The sequence below is a fragment of the Streptomyces sp. genome, from assembly GCF_035645055.1.
GTDB lineage: Bacteria > Actinomycetota > Actinomycetes > Streptomycetales > Streptomycetaceae > Streptomyces.
Genome location: NZ_DASQNH010000064.1, coordinates 193985 through 213648, shown reverse-complemented (window position 1 = coordinate 213648; position 19664 = coordinate 193985). Strand labels below are relative to the sequence as shown.

Annotated in this window: 12 protein-coding genes; 10 read left to right on the top strand and 2 right to left on the bottom strand. The window is 73.7% G+C overall.

Annotated elements, in window-relative coordinates; all coding sequences use genetic code 11:
• The coding region (gene guaB, locus VE614_RS21695) for an IMP dehydrogenase (protein ID WP_324939558.1) at positions 1–1133 on the top strand (1133 nt) is incomplete at its 5' end.
• Between the two features lie 106 nt (positions 1134–1239).
• A complete protein-coding gene (locus VE614_RS21690; RefSeq protein ID WP_324939555.1) occupies positions 1240–2364 on the top strand; it encodes a GuaB3 family IMP dehydrogenase-related protein in 1125 nt (374 codons plus the stop codon).
• A gap of 78 nt (positions 2365–2442) precedes the next feature.
• Here VE614_RS21690 and VE614_RS21685 read toward each other — a convergent pair whose 3' ends face one another.
• Together VE614_RS21685 and VE614_RS21680 are read right to left on the bottom strand one after the other, a co-directional pair.
• Positions 2443–2937: a hypothetical protein gene (locus VE614_RS21685; RefSeq protein WP_324939552.1), complete on the bottom strand. Its 495-nt coding sequence runs from the start codon at positions 2935–2937 to the stop codon at positions 2443–2445.
• A gap of 124 nt (positions 2938–3061) precedes the next feature.
• Positions 3062–4270, bottom strand: coding sequence for a nucleotide sugar dehydrogenase (locus tag VE614_RS21680; protein ID WP_324939549.1), 1209 nt, complete (start codon positions 4268–4270; stop codon positions 3062–3064).
• Between the two features lie 287 nt (positions 4271–4557).
• Between VE614_RS21680 and VE614_RS21675 the strand changes: the two genes are divergently transcribed.
• The 8 genes from VE614_RS21675 to VE614_RS21640 all read left to right on the top strand — a co-directional run bounded on the left by VE614_RS21675 (position 4558) and on the right by VE614_RS21640 (position 19617).
• Positions 4558–6264, top strand: a complete 1707-nt coding sequence (locus VE614_RS21675) for a glycerol-3-phosphate dehydrogenase/oxidase (RefSeq protein WP_324939546.1) — start codon at positions 4558–4560, stop codon at positions 6262–6264.
• 270 nt (positions 6265–6534) lie between these two features.
• On the top strand, positions 6535–8568 hold the full coding sequence (locus tag VE614_RS21670; protein ID WP_324939543.1) for a serine/threonine-protein kinase: 2034 nt from the start codon (positions 6535–6537) through the stop codon (positions 8566–8568).
• Between the two features lie 176 nt (positions 8569–8744).
• On the top strand, positions 8745–11351 hold the full coding sequence (locus VE614_RS21665) for a protein kinase (protein WP_324939540.1): 2607 nt from the start codon (positions 8745–8747) through the stop codon (positions 11349–11351).
• A 180-nt stretch (positions 11352–11531) separates the two neighbouring features.
• Positions 11532–13097 carry a serine/threonine-protein kinase gene (locus tag VE614_RS21660; protein WP_324939588.1) on the top strand — a complete coding sequence of 522 codons (1566 nt, stop codon included), beginning with the start codon at positions 11532–11534 and terminating at the stop codon, positions 13095–13097.
• Positions 13098–13213: 116 nt separating this feature from the next.
• Positions 13214–14284, top strand: a complete 1071-nt coding sequence (locus VE614_RS21655; protein WP_324939538.1) for a serine/threonine-protein kinase — start codon at positions 13214–13216, stop codon at positions 14282–14284.
• Positions 14285–14365: 81 nt separating this feature from the next.
• On the top strand, positions 14366–16081 hold the full coding sequence (locus VE614_RS21650; protein WP_324939535.1) for a serine/threonine-protein kinase: 1716 nt from the start codon (positions 14366–14368) through the stop codon (positions 16079–16081).
• A 43-nt stretch (positions 16082–16124) separates the two neighbouring features.
• Positions 16125–17894, top strand: a complete 1770-nt coding sequence (locus tag VE614_RS21645; protein WP_324939531.1) for a serine/threonine-protein kinase — start codon at positions 16125–16127, stop codon at positions 17892–17894.
• 103 nt (positions 17895–17997) lie between these two features.
• Entirely contained in the window at positions 17998–19617 is a 1620-nt protein-coding gene (locus VE614_RS21640; protein WP_324939528.1) for a succinic semialdehyde dehydrogenase, read from the top strand.
• Positions 19618–19664 lie beyond the last annotated feature (47 nt).

Here is a 19664-nt window from a genome sequence, read left to right as displayed (position 1 = left end):
ACGCGACGATCGGCGAGGCCGACGCTGTCTGCGGCCGCTACCGCATCAGCGGCGTCCCGGTCACCGACGAGGACGGCCGCTTGCTCGGCATCGTCACCAAACGCGACATGCGGTTCGCGACCGACGCCCGGCGGCTGGTGCGCGAGGTCATGACGCCGATGCCGCTGGTCACCGGCCATGTGGGCATCCGCCGCGACGAGGCCCTCCACCTGCTGCGCACCCACAAGATCGAGAAGTTGCCGCTGGTCGACGGGGCCGGTGTGCTGCGTGGCCTCATCACGGTCAAGGACTTCGTCAAGACGGAGCAGTTCCCGGACGCGACCAAGGACGCGGACGGCCGCCTCGTCGTCGGCGCAGCGGTCGGCGTGGGCGAGGACGTCGACTCCGGCGTCGACACCGCGCACGGCCACTCGCGCGCGGTGCTGGAGATGGTCGCCAAGCTCAAGGCCGAGACCTCGATCGACGTCATCGGGGGCAACGTCGCCACCCGCGCGGGCGCCCAGGCCCTCGTCGACGCGGGTGCCGACGCCGTCAAGGTCGGGGTGGGACCGGGATCGATCTGTACGACCCGGGTCGTCGCCGGCGTCGGCGTCCCGCAGGTCACCGCGATCTACGAGGCGGCGCAGGCGGCCCGCGCGGCCGGTGTCCCGGTCATCGGCGACGGCGGCCTGCAGTACTCCGGCGACATCGCCAAGGCCCTGGTCGCGGGCGCCGACACGGTGATGCTCGGCTCGCTGCTCGCGGGCTGCGAGGAGTCGCCGGGCGAGCTGATGTTCATCAACGGCAAGCAGTTCAAGTCGTACCGCGGCATGGGCTCGCTGGGCGCCATGCAGACCCGCGGCGACCGCAGGTCCTTCTCCAAGGACCGCTACTTCCAGGAGGGCGTCGCCTCCGACGAGCAGCTGATCCCCGAGGGCATCGAGGGCCAGGTGCCCTACCGCGGCCCGCTGTCCTCCGTCGTCCACCAGCTGGTGGGCGGTCTGCGCCAGTCGATGTTCTACGTCGGCGGCAGGACCGTGCCGGAGCTGCAGGAGAACGGCCGGTTCGTCCGGATCACCTCGGCGGGCCTCAAGGAGAGCCACCCGCACGACATCCAGATGACGGTCGAGGCGCCGAACTACAGCCGCAAGTAGTCACCAGGCTCGGTCGGGGCGGCTTCCGGGAACTCCGGGGCCGCCCTTGTCGTACCCGTCGGGGATACTGGAAGGCGCTGAAACGCATCAGGGAAAGGCCACACACGTGACTGAGATCGAGATCGGGCGCGGCAAGCGCGGCCGCCGGGCGTACGCCTTCGACGACATCGCCGTCGTCCCCAGCCGCCGTACGCGGGACCCGAAGGAGGTCTCGATCGCCTGGCAGATCGACGCCTACCGCTTCGAGCTGCCGTTCCTGGCGGCCCCCATGGACTCGGTCGTCTCGCCGGCCACGGCGATCCGGATCGGCGAGCTGGGCGGCCTCGGCGTGCTCAACCTCGAAGGCCTGTGGACGCGGTACGAGGACCCGCAGCCGCTGCTGGACGAGATCGTCGGCCTGGACGCCGAGACGGCCACCCGCCGACTCCAGGAGATCTACGCGGCTCCCATCAAGGAGGAGCTGATCGGGCAGCGCATCAAGGAGGTGCGCGACTCGGGCGTGGTCACCGCGGCCGCGCTCTCCCCGCAGCGCACGGCGCAGTTCTCCAAGGCCGTGGTGGACGCGGGCGTGGACATCTTCGTCATCCGCGGTACGACGGTGTCGGCGGAGCACGTGTCGTCCTCGCACGAGCCGCTGAACCTGAAGCAGTTCATCTACGAGCTGGACGTCCCGGTGATCGTGGGCGGCTGCGCCACGTACACCGCCGCCCTGCACCTGATGCGCACCGGCGCGGCGGGTGTGCTGGTCGGCTTCGGCGGCGGCGCCGCGCACACCACGCGCAACGTGCTGGGCATCCAGGTGCCGATGGCGACCGCGGTCGCGGACGTGGCGGCGGCCCGCCGTGACTACATGGACGAGTCCGGCGGCCGGTATGTGCACGTCATCGCGGACGGCGGCGTGGGCTGGTCCGGCGACCTGCCCAAGGCGATCGCCTGCGGTGCCGACGCGGTCATGATGGGCTCCCCGCTGGCCCGCGCGACCGACGCGCCCGGCCAGGGGCACCACTGGGGCATGGAGGCGGTGAACGAGGAGCTGCCGCGCGGCAAGAAGGTCGGCCTCGGCACGGTCGGCACCATCGAGGAGATCCTCGCCGGCCCGTCCCACACCCCGGACGGCTCCATGAACTTCTTCGGCGCCCTGCGCCGCGCCATGGCCACCACCGGCTACAGCGAGCTGAAGGAGTTCCAGCGGGTCGAGGTCACGGTCGCGGACTCCCAGCACAGCCGGTAAGCAGCCGTACGCCGACGAAGGGCCCGTCCACTTCCGGTGGACGGGCCCTTCGCGCGGATCGCTTCCCCCCCGGACGGGCTAGCGGGCCGCCTTCTTCGCGCCCGAGAACGCCACGACGCCGCCGATGGCGAGGAACAGGAAGGTCATGGCGTCGGCCGTCTCCTTCCAGGCCTCGGTGAGCAGGCTGAAGTTCTCGGTGAACATCTCGGTGGCGGAGACGCCCAGCAGGTCCGCGCTGAGCACGGCGATGCCGATGAGCTGGCCGAGGTAGACCGCGCCGAGCGAGAGGACCGCGCTGATCACCGGCAGCACGGGGTTCGAGCCGCCGATCTTGCCGGTCGCGAAGCCGACGAGGAAGCCCACACCGACCGCGGCGTAGCCGATCTCGTACTCGGTGGCGCCGACGACGGCGCCGTACACGCCGGCGGTGACCAGGGCCACGACGACGGCCGTGACCACGCCGAGGGCCACGTTGCCGCCGCGGGCCGGGGCGACCGGAGCCGGGGGAACGGCGCCCGGCTGCTGGGCGAACGGGTTGCCGTCGGTCGGCTGCGGCGGAAGTGACTGGGTCATGACAGGAATCCCCCCACGGGACGGTGTTACGAGCGGAGTCCGCGCACGGCTGTGCGACGAGGACGCCGAAGATTAACAGGCGCACCGGATCCGGCCACCAGCGAATTCCCGCGCGGGCACTCCCTCAGAGCCGGTGCGCGGCGCCCGTGGGGGTCGCGCCCCTGGTGTCCAGCAGCAGCTGCGCCTTCACGGACAGGCCCTGGAGGTCGTACGTGCGGTGCTGCTGGAGCAGGATGGTCAGGTCGGCGTCGGCGGCGGCCTCGTAGAGGGAGTCCGCGCGGGGCACCGGGCGGTCAAGGACGCTCCAGGACGGCACATAGGGGTCGTGGTAGCTGATGGACGCGCCCAGCTCCATCAGCCGTACGGCGATCTCGTGCGCGGGGGTCTCCTGCTGGTCGCCGAGGTCGGGCTTGTAGGCGACGCCGAGCAGCAGTACGCGGGCGCCGCGCGCCGACTTGCCGTGCTCGTTGAGCAGCGCGGCGGCGCGCTGGACGACGTACCGGGGCATCTGGTCGTTGACCTGCCGGGCCAGCTCCACCATGCGCAGCCCGCGTCCCGCCCGGCCGATCAGGTCCTGCGGGACGGCGTGGCCGCCGACGCCGGGGCCGGGGCGGAAGGCCTGGAAGCCGAACGGCTTGGTCTCCGCGCAGCGGATCACGTCCCACAGGTCGACGCCCAGCTCGTGGCAGAGCACGGCCATCTCGTTGACCAGGGCGATGTTGACGTGCCGGAAGTTGGTCTCCAGCAGCTGCACGGCCTCCGCCTCGCGGGTCCCGCGCGCGCGGACCACCTTGTCGGTGAGCCGGCCGTAGAAGGCGGCGGCCGACTCGGTGCAGGCGGGGGTGAGGCCGCCGATCACCTTGGGGGTGTTGGCGGGGGTGAAGGCGCGGTTGCCGGGGTCGACCCGGCTGGGGGAGTAGGCGAGGTGGAAGTCGCGTCCCGCGCGCAGCCCCGAGCCCTCCTCCAGCAGCGGGCGCAGGAACTCCTCCGTGGCGCCCGGGAGCACCGGCGACTCCAGGATGACCGTGGTGTGCGGGCGCAGCCGCGGGGCCAGGGTGCGCGCGGCCGTCTCCACCTGGCCGAGGTCGAGCCCGCCGTCCGCGGCGCGCGGGGTGGGCGCGCAGATGACCGCGGTGCGCACCCGGCCCAGCTCGGCGGGGCCGACGGCGTGCCGGAAGCCCCCCGAGAGCATCCGGCGCAGTTCGGCGGGGCTGAGGGAGCCGGGCTCCGGGCCGGTCTTGTAGCCGACGGTGGGGATGCCGGCGGCGACGGCGGCCTGAGCCAGCGGCAGGCCGAGCGGGCCGAGTCCGATGACGGCGAGATCTGCGGGCATGGCGTGGGCCCGTCCTTCCCAGTAACCGAAGCGGGACAGGTGCGCAAGCCGTGTGGACAGAACGAGCGAGCGCAATGTCAGACTAGGAGTAAATATGACCGATTTGTGGGATTGGGGGCCCGAGTTTCGGTGAGTGTTTCTGTGAGTGTTGTCCACAGGCTGGGGGCGAGTGGTGGCTGGAGTCGGGCATCGCGGTCAGAATTTGGGCAGAGGCATACGCAGAGGCATACCGAACCGGGCTCGCCCCACGGGTGCGGCCGACGCGACGCGATGAGCGGGAGGCAGCGGTGAGGACAGGGACTCTGGGGCCGGCGCAGCGCGCCGAGTCACTGGCATCGATGGCCGAGCGCGAGCTGGACCTGCTGGTCGTGGGCGCCGGCGTGGTCGGCGCGGGCACCGCGCTGGACGCCGTCACCCGCGGACTGTCCACCGGCCTGGTCGAGGCCCGTGACTGGGCGTCGGGCACGTCGAGCCGGTCCAGCAAGCTGATCCACGGCGGCCTGCGCTATCTGGAGATGCTCGACTTCGCACTCGTCCGCGAGGCGTTGAAGGAGCGCGGACTGCTGCTGGAGCGACTGGCCCCGCACCTGGTCAAACCGGTGCCCTTCCTCTATCCCCTCCAGCACAAGGGCTGGGAGCGGCTCTACGCCGGCTCCGGCGTCGCGCTCTACGACGCCATGTCGATGGCCCGCGGCCACGGCCGGGGCCTGCCGCTGCACCGGCATCTGAGCCGCCGTCACGCCCTGCGCGTGGCGCCCTGTCTGAAGAAGGACGCCCTGGTCGGCGCGTTGCAGTACTACGACGCCCAGATGGACGACGCCCGCTTCGTGGCCACCCTGGTGCGCACCGCCGTGGCGTACGGCGCGAAGGCCGCCAACCGCGCGCGGGTGACCGGCTTCCTGCGCGAGGGCGAACGGGTCGTCGGCGCGCGCGTGCAGGACGTCGAGGGCGGCGGGGAGTACGAGATCCGCGCCAAGCAGATCGTCAACGCCACCGGTGTGTGGACCGACGACACCCAGGCGATGGTGGGGGAGCGCGGCCAGTTCCACGTCCGCTCCTCCAAGGGCATCCACCTCGTCGTGCCCAAGGACCGCATCCACTCCACCACCGGGCTGATCCTGCGCACCGAGAAGTCCGTGCTCTTCGTCATCCCCTGGGGGCGGCACTGGATCGTCGGCACCACCGACACCGACTGGGACCTCGACAAGGCCCATCCCGCCGCCTCCAGCGCCGACATCGACTATCTGCTGGAGCACGTCAACTCGGTGCTCGCGGTGCCCCTCACCCGCGACGACGTGGAGGGGGTCTACGCGGGCCTGCGCCCGCTGCTGGCCGGCGAGTCCGACGCCACCAGCAAGCTCTCGCGCGAGCACACCGTCGCCCACCCGGTGCCCGGGCTGGTCGTGGTGGCGGGCGGCAAGTACACGACGTACCGGGTCATGGCCAAGGACGCGGTCGACGAGGCGGTGCACGGGCTGGACCTGAGGGTCGCCGAGTGCGTCACCGAGGACATCCCGCTGCTCGGGGCCGAGGGCTATCGCGCGCTGTGGAACGCGCGGGCGCGCATCGCCCAGCGCACCGGGCTTCATGTGGTGCGGGTGGAGCACCTGTTGAACCGTTACGGCTCCTTGGCCGAGGAGGTGTTCGACCTCATCGCCGCCGACTCCTCGCTGGGCGATCCGCTGCCGGGCGCCGAGGACTATCTCCGGGCCGAGATCGTCTACGCCGCCTCGCACGAGGGCGCCCGGCACCTGGACGACGTGCTGACCCGGCGCACCCGTATCTCCATCGAGACCTTCGACCGGGGCACCCGCTGCGCCCGCGAGGCCGCCGAACTGATGGCCCCGGTGCTGGGCTGGGACGACGACCAGACCGAACGCGAGGTCATGCACTACGAGAAGCGGGTCGAGGCCGAACGTGAGTCCCAGCGCCAGCCCGACGACCTCACGGCGGACGCGGCGCGGCTGGGCGCGCCGGACATCGTGCCGCTGTAGGCGCCGGGCTCCGCCGCCCGCTCCGGGAGTCCTTCGAATCCGCGCTGAGAACCCCTCAAATCCGTGTACTCCGGCTGTTTCCCCGGCGTGCATCGTCTGTTTCACTCGAACGAGTGCCGCAAATCGGGATCTCTGTTCGGAACCGGCTCGTTCTACGGGTGCGGGGACAGAACCCGCGGCGCGCGGGGCGGGAAGCCACCCTGGGCGTCGGGCACTTGTCGGGTGAGGGACAATGGAGGCTCTGTCAGGGCGGGTTGCATGAGGGGACGCATGTCGGAGGCGGAGCGGGCGGGAACATCTCGTCAGGAGACTCGTCAGGACAACAGCGAGCGTCTCCTCGCCGGGCGGTACCGGCTGGGAGACGTGCTCGGCCGCGGGGGCATGGGCACGGTCTGGCGGGCCGTGGACGAGACCCTGGGCCGGACGGTCGCCGTCAAGGAGCTGCGGTTCCCGTCGAACATCGACGAGGAGGAGAAGCGCCGGCTGATCACGCGCACCCTGCGCGAGGCCAAGGCCATCGCGCGGATCCGCAACACCAGCGCGGTGACGGTCTACGACGTGGTCGACGAGGACGACCGCCCGTGGATCGTGATGGAACTGGTCGAGGGCAAGTCGCTCGCCGAGGTCATCCGCGAGGACGGCCTGCTGGAGCCCCGCCGCGCCGCCGAGGTCGGCCTCGCCATCCTCGACGTGCTGCGCTCCGCCCACCGCGAGGGCATCCTGCACCGCGACGTGAAGCCGTCCAACGTGCTCATCGCCGACGACGGCCGGGTCGTGCTCACCGACTTCGGCATCGCCCAGGTCGAGGGCGACCCGTCCATCACCTCCACCGGCATGCTCGTCGGCGCCCCCTCCTACATCTCCCCGGAGCGCGCCCGCGGCCACAAGCCCGGCCCCGCGGCCGACCTGTGGTCCCTCGGCGGCCTGCTCTACGCGGCGGTGGAAGGCACCCCGCCGTACGACAAGGGGTCCGCGATCGCCACGCTCACCGCGGTGATGACGGAGCCCCTGGAGGAGCCGAAGAACGCGGGACCCCTCCGGGACGTCATCTACGGCCTGCTCTCCAAGGACCCCGCCCAGCGGCTCGACGACGCGGGCGCGCGGGCGATGCTCAAGGCCGTGATCAACGCCCCCCACCGCAAGCCGTCCGAGCCGGAGGCCCCCGACGCCACCAGGGTCGTGCCGCTGCCCGCGCAGCCGGACGCCCCGGCCACCGGCGGGAGCAGGCGCGGCGAGGAGGCGGCCGAGCGACTGCGCGGCGCGCTGCGCTCCGCGCGCAAGGCGGCCGTCGCGGCGGGCACGGCGGCGGCGACCCGCGGCGGCTCCGGCACCGGCGCGGCGACCGGTTCCGCGGCGGGCACCTCCTCCGGCAGCCCGGCCACCGCGGTCTCCGCCTCGGCGGGGAACACGCCGGGCTCCCGTGGCACGGCGAGCGGCGCGGTGAACAGCGGTGCCGCCGGCCGCGGTTCCGGCTGGCCCGTGATGACCCCGCCGGACCTGCCGCCGCGGCCCGTGCCGCGGGCGCCGCTCACCGACGTGGTGCCCCGGCGGACCCTGATCGTCATCGCGGTCGCCGTGGTCGTCGCCGTGCTCGGCGTGGTGCTGGCCCTCACCCTCGGCGGCGACGAGGGCTCCGATCAGTCCCGCACGGGTGGCGACAAGGCGGCCGCGGGCGCGAGCGCGGACGCCGGCACCAAGGAGGACCCGAGCGGCGGCGTGCACACGGACGGCGCGGCGACCGGGTCGGCCGACGCGACACCGGACGGCACGCCCAGCGCCCCGACGACCGACGGCGCGACCGGCTCCGACGCCTCCCCCGGCCAGGACCCGGGGAAGGAGTCGGGCAAGGGCTCCGGCAAGGACGACGACATCGCCGCCGACTCCACCCACCAGGGCGAGCAGGGCTACTCGATCGGCCTGCCCAAGGGCTGGAAGTACCAGTCGTCCGACGCGGCCGGTGACCGCTTCACGGGCCCCGACGGCCAGAAGCTGCTCATCGGCTGGACCACCACGCCCAAGAGCGACCCGGTCGCGGACTGGAAGAACCAGGAGCGCTACATGGTGCGCTCGCAGTACGACCGGATCCGCATCGAGAAGGTGGGCTACCGCGGCTGGAACGCGGCCGACTGGGAGTTCACCTACGTGGACGGCGGCACGAAGTACCGGTCCGTCGACCGCGGTTTCGTCGTCGACGACGACCAGGGGTACGCGCTGATGTACACGGCCAAGGCCGCCAAGTGGGGCAGCGAGTCGCGCAGGATCACCTGGCAGACACTGACGAAGACCTTCGAACCCAAGGCGTGACCGGCATCGCCGTCGGTTCGCGGGCGTGATATCTCCCATCCCCTCCGTACGGGTTGCCTCCGGCACGTATCGTGAGTGCTTGCGAACCGTGCGCATCCGGAACCGACGTGTCCGGATCGATCGGAACGGGACGCCGGGCGAACGGAACTGACAGCAGGGCGGCCGGGGGAGGCAACGTGGACGACTATGCGGGACGGGTCCTCGCCGACCGCTACCGCCTGCCACTGCCGCCGGCCGACGAGTACGAACTCGCCGAGACCCGCGCCTTCGACACCTACAGCGGGCAGGAAGTCCTGGTCCGCCAGGTGCCGTTGCCGGAGGTCGTCGAAGCGGAGGTGCTGGACGCCGAAGGGCTGCCCGAGGGCTTCACGGCACGCGACCGCGGCACCCGGCGGCCGGCCCCGGGACGCACCGGCGCGGGCGCTGTGCGGCGGCCGGCGGACCCCGCGGTGCGGCGCGCCGTGGAGGCGGCGCAGGCCGCGGCCCGCATCCCCGACCATCCGCGGCTCGACCAGGTCTTCGACGTCTTCGCCCAGGGCGGTTCGCTGTGGATAGTCAGCGAACTGGTGCCCGCCCGGCCGCTGTCGGCGCTGCTCGCCGAGCAGCCCCTGACGCCGTACCGGGCGGCCGAGGTCGCCTCCGACGTCCTCATGGCCCTGCGGGTGCTGCACGCCCACGGCTGGGTGCACCGCAACATCACCGCCCGCACGGTGCTCGTCTGCGACGACGGCCGGGTCATGCTGACCGGTCTCGCCGTCGGCGCGGCCGAGGAGGCGTTGTGCGGGTACGACCCGGTGCCGCCCGAGGAGACCCCGGAGGGCGACGGCCCGGCGGACGGGCCCTGGAGCGGTGAGCACGGGCGGACCGGCGGCCCCGCGATCCCGGCGCCGGGCGGCGGCCAGGCCGGGCGCGGTGCGCTCCCCGGCCCGGCCGGCGGCTCACCCGCCCCCGGCCCCGACCCCGAGGCCGCGCGCCGGGCCGCGATCGAGGCCCGAACGGCCGGCGGACTGCCGGGCGCGGACCCGGCCAACCGCACCGGCACGCCCGGCGGATCGGCGCTGCCGGCCCGCAGGGCACCGGAGAGCGGCGAGGACGTCAGGGCCGCGCGGGCCGGGGCGATCGCCGCCTACCGCGCGGGGGCCCGCGCCGCCGCCCGGGTCCAGGAGGCCCAGCAGAGCGACCGCGCGGCCCTGCCCGGCGCCCGCCGCGCCTCCGGCCCCGGAACCCCGGCCCAGGGGACCGGTGTCCCGGGCGCTCCCCGCACACCCGGTGACGCCACCACCCCGCCGGGCCAGATCGCCGACCCCTACGGCGTCCGTCCGGCCCCGTGGCACGGCGCGTCCCCCCGCCCGGACCGGCCCCAGGGTCACGCCCACGGGCCCGGCATCCACCAGACATCCCCTCCGTACGGCCGTACGGGCCTTCCGCCGGGCGGCGAAGACGGGCCGGCCGGCGGCCGTTGGGACGAGCCGGTGGCCGCCGAGCCCCCGCGTCGCGGTCCGGACACCGCGCTCGCCGCCGAGCGGGCCCGGCAGGCGCGGATGGCCGTGGTGGGGCCGGTCACGGAGCGCTGGGCGCCCGAGCAGGCCGGGCCGGTGCACGAGAACTGGCAGCTGGCGCCGCCCATCGGCCCCGCCACCGATCTGTGGGCCCTGGGCGCGCTGCTCTTCCGCGCGGTCCAGGGGCACGCCCCGTATCCCGAGGAGTCGACGGCCGAGCTGGTGCAGCTGGTGTGCTCCGAGCCGCCCGCCTTCGCCGAGGAGTGCGGTCCGCTGCGCCCGGTGGTCGAGTCGCTGCTGCGGCAGGACCCCACCGAGCGGCTGGACTTCGAGGAGCTGCGCGGCTGGCTGCGCTCCCTGGTGCGCTCGGCGCCCGAGCCGGAGGCCGGGGTGCACGTCGTCGCCGCACCGCCCGTCGGCACCGGCCGGCTGCCGGTCGTACGCCGCCGGGGCGAGCTGGTGCGCAGGCGGCGTGCCGGGCTTCCCGTGCACCACGGGCGGCACAAGCGGGGCAGGGACAAGGGGCGTTCGCCGCGCAGTCTCGGCCGTGCCCTCCTTCTGCTGGTGCTGCTCGGCCTGGGCGCGGCGATCGCGTACGCGATGCTGTTCATGCCGAAGGCCGAGGAGAGCGGCGGGGCGGACGGGGCCGAGCGCACCGGTGCGGCCGGGCAGGTGAGCGAGGCGCCCGGTCGGACGGCCGACGCGAGCGGCGGGGCCGGCTCCGGCCAGGGCGCTCCCGCCGCCGGGGATCCGTCCGCCGGCGAGCCGGCCGGCAACGCCCCGTCCGGATCCGCCGGTTCGACCCACACCCAGACCACCGGCCCGGAGGTCGCGGACGGCTTCACCCTGCGCACCGACCAGGAGGGCTTCCGGGTCGCCGTCGCCGAGGGCTGGCAGCGCAGCCCGAAGAACGGCAGCGGCCAGGTCCTGTACACCAAGGGAGACTTCGAGCTGATCGTCGTCCCCGGGCGGGACGCCGCCGACGAGTACGGCGACGACCCGATGGCGTACCAGCGCGAGCGCGAGCCGGAGTTGCGGCCGTACCGGGAGTCGACGTGGGCCAGCGCCACCGGCCTGAAGTCGATCCAGGTCGGCGGACGGACCATGGCCGAGGGGCAGTACACCTGGACCGGTGAGGACGGCGAGGAACTGTTCGTGCGCAACCTCGCCATTCTGGTCGGCGGCCGTTATCACGTGCTGCAACTGCGCGGCCCGGAAGCGGAGCGCGACGAGGTGTCCCGGCTGTACGAACAGGCGGCGGCGACCTACCAGGTCACCGGCTGAACACCCAGTCGAGGGGCGGCGTTGGCCCTGGTGTCACCGGGATCGGCCGAACGGTTCCCGTCCGTCACCGAAAGCGACAACCGTCACAGTGCGGTCTCCGTGGCGCCCCCGTGGTTCCCCGGAGGGTGGCCGCTCCTTACGCTGACCCTGTCAAGAGCATTGCGGGGAAACGTGAATCAGATGCAGGGCCTGCTCCTCGGGGGCCGCTACCGGCTCGACGGCGCCATCGGCAGCGGCGGCATGGGCCGGGTGTGGCGCGCCCATGACGAGGTGCTGCACCGGTCCGTCGCCATCAAGGAGCTGACCGCGGCGCTCTACGTCTCCGAGAGCGACCGGACCGTCCTGCTGGCCCGCACCCGCGCCGAGGCGCGCGCGGCGGCCCGGATCAACCACTCAGCGGTCGTCACCGTGCACGACGTGCTCGAACACGACGGCCGCCCGTGGATCGTGATGGAACTGGTCGAGGGCCGCTCGCTCGCCGACGCCGTCAAGGCGGACGGCCGGGTCGAACCCGCCGAGGCCGCCCGGATCGGCCTGTGGGTGCTGCGCGCCCTGCGCGCCGCCCACACCGCCGGGGTGCTGCACCGCGATGTCAAACCGGGCAACGTCCTGCTCGCCCACGACCGCCGGGTGCTGCTCACCGACTTCGGCATCGCGCAGATCGAGGGCGACACCACCATCACCCGCACCGGCGAGGTCGTCGGCTCGGTCGACTACCTCGCCCCCGAGCGCATCCGCGGCCACGACCCCGGCCCCGCCTCCGACCTCTGGGCGCTCGGCGCGACCCTGTACACGGCGGTCGAGGGCACCTCGCCGTTCCGCCGCACCTCCCCGCTGTCCACCATGCAGGCCATCGTCGAGGAGGAACTCGCCGAGGCCCGGCAGGCCGGTCCGCTCACGCCCGTCATCGCCGCGCTGCTGCGCAAGGACCCCGCCGCCCGGCCCGACTCGACGCAGGCCGAACGGCTGCTCGCCGAGGCCGCCGAGGGGCGTCGCCCGCAGGTGGCGGCGTACGAGGTGACCCGCCCGGTGGGGCCCCGTCCGACGGTGGCCGACACGCGCGCCCACACCCGGCCGGACGCCACCGCGCCCGCGGTGCCCGGGACCCGGCGCCGCCGGCTGCGGACGCTGGCGCTCGTCGTCGCCTTCGCCGCGATCGTCGGCGGCGGCACCGCGGCGGCGTGGCAGACCTGGGGCGGCGGCACCCGGGCCGGCACCTCCGCCTCGCCGCACCCCACCCCCACCGGCAGCGGCTCCACGGCGGCCCTGCCCGACGGCTGGGTCCGGGTCGACGACCCGGTGGGTTTCGGCCTCTCCCTGCCGGGCGAGGACTGGGAGCGCAGTGTGTACGGCGACGACGGCCAGCTGACCCAGGTCGACTACTCGCCCGACGGCGGAGTGCATCTGCTGCGTGTCGCGGTCGACCTCTCGCCGGACTTCGACAACGCGTACGACCATCAGGTGGACCTGGAGCAGCAGGTCCGGCGGCTCGCCGGATACCGGCGGGTCGGGCTGGCGGACAAGCTCTACCGGGACCGTGAGGGCTCCCTGTGGGAGTACACCTGGACCGCGCTGGAGAAGGACCCCGGGACATACGTCGGCCCGCGCCGCGCCGTCGACCTGATGTACCTCAGCCGCGACGGCGTCGAGTACGCGATCTACATGTCCGGACCGGCGACCGACTGGGACACCACCCGGCAGCAGTTCGACACGGTGCTGCGCGGCTGGCGGCCCGGCCACAGCTGACCGGGCGGCCGTGCCCCGGCCCCCATGGCCGAACGTCGCTGACGGACCGTCGGTTGTCGGCCAACCTGCGTCTTTCGCCCCGGAGGCGGCGCCTCCGGCTGGGGCATCATGGGCGCATGAGCACCGAGCGGACGGACGGCCGGGTGATCGCGGGGCGATACCGGCTGGAGGCGTTGCTCGGACGCGGCGGCATGGGCCTCGTCTGGCGGGCCACGGATCAGCTGCTCCGGCGCCGGGTGGCGGTCAAGGAGATCGCCCAGGACGCGTCCCTCTCCCCCGAGGAGGCGCGGCGCCAGTGCGACCGCATCCTGCGGGAGGCCCGCGCGGTGGCCCGGCTGAGCCATCCGCACGTCATCGTCGTGCACGACGTCGTGGTGCACGACGAACGCCCCTACATCGTCATGGAATTGATCAGCGGCGGTTCCCTCGCCGACCGCATCGTCACCCAGGGACCCGTCGACGCGTACGAGGCGGCGCGGATCGGGGTCCATCTCCTCGGCGCGCTGCGCACCGCACACGCGGCCGGGGTGCTGCACCGCGATCTCAAGCCGGCCAACGTGCTGATCGAGTCCGGCACCGGCCGGGTCGTCCTCACCGACTTCGGGGTCGCCCACGTCCCGGGCGCCACCACGCTCACCGAGTCCGGCTCCTTCGTCGGCTCGCCCGAGTACACCGCGCCGGAGCGGATGTCCGGGGCCGGCGCCGGACCGGCCTCCGACCTGTGGTCGCTGGGCGTCCTGCTGTGCACGGCGCTCAGCGGCCGGTCGCCGTTCCACCGGGACACCCTGGGCGGCATCCTGCACGCGGTGGTGGACGACGAGATCCGGCCACCTGAGCAGGCGGCGCCGCTCCTGCCCGTCGTGGCGGGGCTGTTGGAGCGCGACCCGGAGCGGCGGCTGGACGCGGCACAGGCCGAGCGGATGCTGCGGGCGTTCCGCGAGACGGGGCGGATGCCCCCGCCGGGCGGGGCGAGCGGGCGCACCCCGCGCGACCGGCTGGTGACCGCGCTGCTGGTCGCCGCGATGGCGGCGGCGGGGGTGTCGGCCGCGGCGCTGCTGATGACCGGCGGGGGCGGCAGAGGCGGTGACCCGCCGGCGAGTCCGACGCCGAGTGTGACGCCGGGTGTGACGGTGACGGAGACCGTCACGTCGTCGGTCTCCGCCGGCATCCGGGTAAACGGGAGATAAGCCGCACCGCGGGTCACGGCTCTGTGACCGCCCGCCCTCCCCGGTGGATGCGTAAGCGCTTGGCGCGATATGCATGAACTCATGAGCAACAACGGGGGAGCCCGCCAGGGGGCCGACGAGCCGACCAGTTTCGGGCTGCAACCGCCGCATCCGCATCCGCACCCGCAGCAGCCGCCCGTCGGCGTGCCGCACTCGGCCGTGCCGCAGCCTGCCGTGCCGCACCCCGGCAACCCGTACGCCGCGCCGGTTCAGGCCGCCCCGCAGCAGCCCCGGAAGCCTGCCCGGCAGGCCGACGCCGACCCCGACCCCGGTACCGGGCGTCTGATCGCCGGCCGCTACCGGCTGCTGGCCAAGCTGGGGCACGGCGGCATGGGCACGGTCTGGCGGGCCAAGGACGAGACGGTGGACCGCGAGGTCGCCGTGAAGGAGCCGCGCGTCCCGGACCACCTTCCCGAGCGGGAACGCGCCAACGCCTTCGAGCGGATGCGCCGCGAGGCGCGCGCCGCGGCCCGGCTGGACCACCCGGCGGTGGTGAACGTGCACGACGTGGCCGTGGTCGACGGCCGGCCGTGGATCGTGATGGAGCTGGTGCAGGGACGTTCCCTCGGTGATGTCCTGCGGGAGGGCACCCTGGGCGCGCGCGAGGCGGCCAGGATCGGCCTGGAGGTGCTCGGCGCGCTGGAGGCCGCGCACGCCGCCGGGATCCTGCACCGCGACGTCAAGCCGGACAACGTGCTGCTCGGCCGGCACGACCGGGTCGTGCTCACCGACTTCGGCATCGCCCAGATCGAGGGCGAGACCAACCTGACCGACACCGGCGGCTTCGTCGGCTCGCCCGAGTACATCGCCCCGGAGCGGGTGCTCGGCCAGCGCCCCGGCCCGGCGGCGGACCTCTGGTCGCTCGGTGTCGTGCTGTACGCGGCGACCGAGGGCGTCTCCCCGTTCCGCCGCAGCAACACCCCGGCCACCCTCCAGTCCGTCCTCAACGCCACCCCCGCGCCGCCCGCCTCCGCGCAGGGCCCGCTCGCCGAGGTCATCAACGGCCTGCTCCGGAAGGATCCGGCACACCGGCCGGGCGCCGCCCAGGTCCGTGCCCTGCTGGAGGCGGCGGCGAACCCGCCCGCGCCCGCGCCGACGCAGGTCGTGACCGTCACCGGCGACTCCGGCTCCCGGGGCGGCGTCCGGCTCGGCCGCAAGACGCTGATCGGACTGGGCGCGGCGGTCGTCGCGGCGGCGGTGGCGGCGTATCTGGTGATCGCCGAGCCGTTCGCCGGGCCGCTGCCGGACGGCTGGAAGACGCGGCAGGTGAAGTCGCTGGGCGCCACGCTGGCGGTGCCGGAGGCCTATCTCCCCGCCACGCCGGAGGAGACCGACGAAGGCCACTGGGTGACGTACTGGGACCCGAGCGACAGCATCTGGATCCACCTCAGCCTCGACAAGAAGTCGGAGGACAGGACCGGCGAGATCGCGGGCTCCGCCGAGGCCGAGATGTACGAGGACGAGGCCACCTTCGAGGAGAGCGGCGACTACGAGGTCGACATGCCGAAGGGTCCCAGGACCGCGCCGGTCGACGACGCCACGTTCAAGGGCCGCCCCGCGGCCGAGAACACGGTCGTCTACGACACCGACGACACGGAGAACCCCCTTCCCCGCGAGATGCGGATCTTCTACTACAAGACCAGGGCCGGCGACATGTACAAGCTCACCATCAGTTACCCGGGCAAGGGCGACTTCACGGAGCGGGGACGCGAGGTGGCCAGGACGGCCATCGCGAACCTGGAGATCGACAACCTCTGAGCCGCGTCGGCGACAGGGCGGTGTACGAGGGCGGGCACGAGGCATGGGTGACGGTGGCGGCGACGGGGGCGGACAGCGGCGTGACGGGCGGGTGGTCGGCGGGCGCTACCGGCTGATCCAGCGGATCGGCTCCGGCGGGATGGGCACCGTCTGGCGGGCCCACGACGAACTGGTGAGCCGCGAGGTCGCCGTCAAACAGCCCCGCCTGCCCGGCGATCCCGAGGACGAGGCGTACCGCCGGGCAGCCCACCGCCTCTATCGCGAGGCTCGCGCCGCCGCCCGCGTCGACCACCCGTCCGCCGTCGCCGTCCACGACGTCGTCGAGGAGGACGGTCTGCCGTGGATCGTCATGGAGCTGGTGCGCGGTGAGTCCCTGTACGAGACGCTCCGGCGCGGGCCGCTGGAGCCCGCCGAGGCCGCCCGCATCGGCCTCGCGGTCCTCGGCGCGCTGCGCGCCGCGCACGTCGTCGGGATCGTCCACCGCGATGTGAAGCCCGCCAACGTGCTGCTCGGCCGGCACGGCCGGGTCGTCCTCACCGACTTCGGCATCGCCCACGTCCAGGGCGAGGACTCCCTCACCGCCAGCGGGGAGTTCGTGGGCTCGCTGGAGTTCGTCGCACCCGAGCGGATGTCCGGTCGCGGCGCGGGTCCCTCCTCCGACCTGTGGTCCCTCGGCGTCCTGCTGTACGCCGCCGTGGAGGGCTGGTCCCCGTTCCGCCGTACGGCGCCGGCGTCGACGCTCGCCGCGATCCTGACCGCGGACCTGCCCGAGCCGAAGCGGGCCGGACCCCTCGGTCCGCTCCTGGTCCGGCTGCTGGAGAAGGACCCCGCTCTGCGTCCGGACGCGGAGGAGATCGCGGCGGCCCTGGAGGCGGCGGCGGGCGAGGCGGAACCGGGGGAACCGCCGGGGGAGCGGACGGAGGGCCAGCCGGAGGAACGGCCACCGGGGTGGCCGACGCCGTCGCGGGGCCCCGCTCTCCAGGACGCCTCCGCGCTGGCGGAGTTCGGGGACGACATCAGGACGATCCCACTGGGGGCAGCTCCCGGACCGGTAGCCGTCACAGGACCCGAGCCCGTCCGGCGCCCTACCGTCCGGCCTCCCCTCGTCCGGCGCCCTACCGTCCGGCGTCCCCTCGTCCGGCGCCTCCTCCGCCGTCGCGCCGTCCTCGTCGTCCTCCTCGGCGGTCTCCTGGCCGGCGCCCTACGGCTCGGCGTCCCGCTGTTCACCGGCCTGGACGGCGGCGCGGCCAGGGACCACGCGAAGGGCGCCACGACCGGCCGCCCGGCCGGCTCCCCCTCGCCGACGCCCAGCCCCACCGGCGGGTCCACCCTCGGCGGCTGGACCCCTCACCGCGAGAAGCAGATGGGCGCGACCTTCGCCCTCCCTCCCGGCTACGAGGAGTTCGCCCGCCAGGGCAGCGCGGCTTTCCAGCCCCGCGTGGTGGAGTACGCCGCCGCCGACGGTGCCGTCCAGGTCCGCCTGACCAAGTGGGACAAGGCGCCCGGAACCCTCATGAGTCAGGCGGAACAGCACGCGGCGACCTTCGAGTTCTTCGGCAACGCGAGGACGCGGAACACGCCCACCACCTTCCAGGGCTGGGAGGCACTGCGGTCCGACAGCACCTTCGGAGACGAGGGCCTCCGGAAGCGTGTCGTCGAGCTGTTCGTCCGCACGGACGACGGCGGGCTGTACGAGCTGCGCGTCGAGATGCCCGAGGGCGCGGCGGAGGAGAAGGAGGGCATGGCGGTGTTCGCGGGCGTCCGTGACCGCCTCGACCTCGCAACCTCGTCATCGACCGCACAACGCCCCTGATCAGTGGGTTTTTGCCAGTAATCGCTGGCGGCATGTGTGCGGTCGGTGAATCCGCATTACCGACGGGTACACAAAGCGTGCGGCGCGGCATACCCTGCGCCTCATGACCGACGCGCAGGCTCTTGAGAAGGCCGGTACCGGCACCAACCCCGTCGCCCCCGCCCCGCCCGGCGTGCGCACCGCCGCCGACGTGGTCACCCCCGAGCTGGTGGCCCAGCTCGCCAAGGGCGTGGTCGGCTCGGGACGGACCGCGAACCACACGCCGTTCACCGGCGAGAAGCTGGCCGACCTGCCCGAGTCGTCGCCCGAGGACGTGGAGAAGGCGTTCCAGGCCGCCCGCGCCGCGCAGCCGGTCTGGGAGCGGACACCGGTCCGCGACCGCGCCGCCGCCCTGCTCCGCTTCCACGATCTGCTGCTGGAGCGCCAGGCCGAGGTGCTGGACCTGATCCAGCTGGAGACCGGCAAGGCCCGGCTGCACGCCCACGAGGAGGTGCAGGCCGTCGCGGTCGCCGCCCGCCACTACGGCCGCCGGGCCGCCGCCTATCTGAAGCCAAAGCGGCACGCGGGCGCCGTGCCGACCCTGACGAAGGTCGTCGAACTGCGCCACCCGCGCGGTGTGGTCGGCCAGATCGCCCCCTGGAACTACCCGCTGGAGCTGTCCGTCGGCGACGCGCTCCCCGCGTTCGCCGCGGGCAACGCCGTGGTGATGAAACCGGACACGGAGACCTGCCTGACCGCCCTGTGGGCCCGTGACCTGCTCATCGAGGCCGGACTGCCCGCCGAGGTCTTCCAGGTCGTCCTCGGCGACGGCCCGGTCGTCGGCCCGGAGGTCGTCAAGCACGCCGACTACGTCTCGTTCACCGGCTCCACCCGCACCGGCCGCGAGGTCGCCCAGGGCGCCGCGGCCCGGCTGGTCGGCGTCTCCCTCGAACTCGGCGGCAAGAACGCCATGCTGGTCCTGGAAGACGCCGACATCGAGAAGGCGGCGGCGGGCGCGGTCCGCGCCTGCTTCTCCTCCGCCGGCCAGCTGTGCATCTCCATCGAGCGGCTGTACGTCCACGAGTCGATCGCCGACGCCTTCGCCGAGCGCTTCGCCGCCCGCACCAGGGCCATGCGGCTGGGCACGTCACTGGCGTACGGGGCCGACATGGGCTCCCTGGTCGGCGAACGCCAGCTGGAGACGGTCCAGCGGCATGTCGAGGACGCCGTGGCCAAGGGCGCGAGAGTGCTGGCGGGCGGGGTGGCCCGCCCGGACGTCGGGCCGTACTTCTACGAGCCGACCATCCTCGACGGCGTGACCGAGCCGATGACGGTGTGCACCGAGGAGACCTTCGGCCCGGTCGTCTCCCTCTACCGCTTCCGGACCGAGGACGAGGCGATCGAGCACGCCAACGCCACGCCGTACGGCCTGAACTCATCGGTGTGGACGAAGGACGCCCGCCGCGGCCGGGCCGTCGCCGCCCGGCTGCGCACCGGCACGGTCAACGTCAACGAGGGCTACGCGCCCGCGTACGGCAGCGCCCAGGCCCCGATGGGCGGCATGAAGGACTCCGGCCTGGGCCGCCGCCACGGCGCCGAGGGCATCCTCAAGTACACGGAGGCCCAGACGATCGCGCACCAGCGGCTGCTGCCGATGGCGCCGTCGCTGGGCATGGACGACGAGAAGTACGCGGCCTTCATGAGCCGCAGCCTCCGTCTGATGAAGGCGTTCCGCTTCCGCTAGAGCCCGGCCACCGGGGCCCGGCCCGCCGCGCCGGGCCCCTCACCGGC